Origin of the sequence: Bacillus sp. GMs2/2, from assembly GCF_050172095.1 — a bacterium.
GTDB lineage: Bacteria > Bacillota > Bacilli > Bacillales > Bacillaceae_G > Bacillus_A > Bacillus_A cereus.
In genome coordinates this window covers 1-1,140 of sequence record NZ_JBNLYE010000723.1, presented here as the reverse complement: position 1 = coordinate 1,140, position 1,140 = coordinate 1, and the positions used below count along the sequence as shown (strand labels likewise).

Here is a 1,140-nt window from a genome sequence, read left to right as displayed (position 1 = left end):
TCATTACTGTCTGAGAAAGAAATATTGGTAACATATTTTGAAGATGGTTACATACTAACAAGCTACATGACTGTTGTACATATCAATCCGGTAAAACAAATTGTAATTTGTACAGACGCTTTTTATAAAACTTACGTATTTAACGCTATGGATATTATTGAAATAACGTAAAAGAAGCTGAGTATTAAATGGCAGCTTCTTTTATTTCTGATTTATGAGACAAATAATACAAGAAAAAGCAGCTAGCTTCGTGCTAGCTGCTGAGCCCCAGGGAAAGGGAGAAAAAGATAGGGTACTCCAAAATCGACAAGAGCTGTCAAACAGCCTGATTATAGTATAGACAAATTAAAATTTTCTATACAGAAAGTTGAACATAAGATTAGGCTGTACCCACTTGGTTTTGATCTGCAAGGTCAGAATCAAATGTATTGGTCGCGCTAACACCGCTAAAAGTATTAACAACAAAACCAACGTTTGATGCGCCGGAACCATTATAAGCTTTCGTATTTTCTTTCGGAGATACGTTGTAGAAATCACCTAAGTTAAATGATCCATTGCTATTTTGTACAACTAAATTTCCTACAACTGATGGCATAATTTTCACCTGCTTTATAATAAGTTGTTAACATTACTATATGGAGTTATAGTTCAGATGGTTCATACAATAAAAATTGTGGAATAGTAAAACGTTTGGAGCGTGGATTTCAATAAAAGTGTGTTAAAATTAATATAATAAAGTTGAGTATTTTTTTTAAAAAATTTGTATAATTGATATATATGAAAATAAAGGAGGCAAAATGTAATGAAAGATATTATGAAAAAAGTTGATTTAACAGATGCCAAATCAAGTAATCTTGTTGCATTAATTTATAGTAATGAAGTTATATTAGTTGAAGACGCATTTTGTCCAAATGAAATAAAATTAAAGTTTAATGAAATTGCAATTTTATCTGCAATTAAAACAGCTCATATTGCGAAAGTGTCTATTAGGAAAGAACTTGAAGCGCTTTTTCATGATACGGGTGTTATATTAGTGAAACAAAATGTTGATTATGGTAGTAGCCAATCTATTACCATGCATTTTGAGCAATTTAAAAAATTGCAAGATGAGATTGAACATTTAAATAAAAGTATATAATA

The 1,140-nt window shown here is 30.1% G+C and carries 3 protein-coding genes; 2 read left to right on the top strand and 1 reads right to left on the bottom strand.

Annotation, left to right across the window (positions count from 1 at the left end):
- The coding region (locus ACQGS6_RS29020; RefSeq protein ID WP_426966072.1) for a YolD-like family protein at window positions 1-171 on the top strand (171 nt) is incomplete at its 5' end.
- A gap of 208 nt (window positions 172-379) precedes the next feature.
- Here ACQGS6_RS29020 and gerPF read toward each other — a convergent pair.
- Window positions 380-595 (bottom strand): spore germination protein GerPF, encoded by a 216-nt coding sequence (gene gerPF, locus ACQGS6_RS29015; RefSeq protein WP_001141569.1) that lies wholly within the window; start codon window positions 593-595, stop codon window positions 380-382.
- A gap of 207 nt (window positions 596-802) precedes the next feature.
- On the opposite strand from gerPF, the gene ACQGS6_RS29010 reads away from it, so the two are divergent.
- Window positions 803-1,138 carry a hypothetical protein gene (locus ACQGS6_RS29010; RefSeq protein WP_000651906.1) on the top strand — a complete coding sequence of 112 codons (336 nt, stop codon included), beginning with the start codon at window positions 803-805 and terminating at the stop codon, window positions 1,136-1,138.
- The last annotated feature ends 2 nt before the right edge of the window (window positions 1,139-1,140 follow it).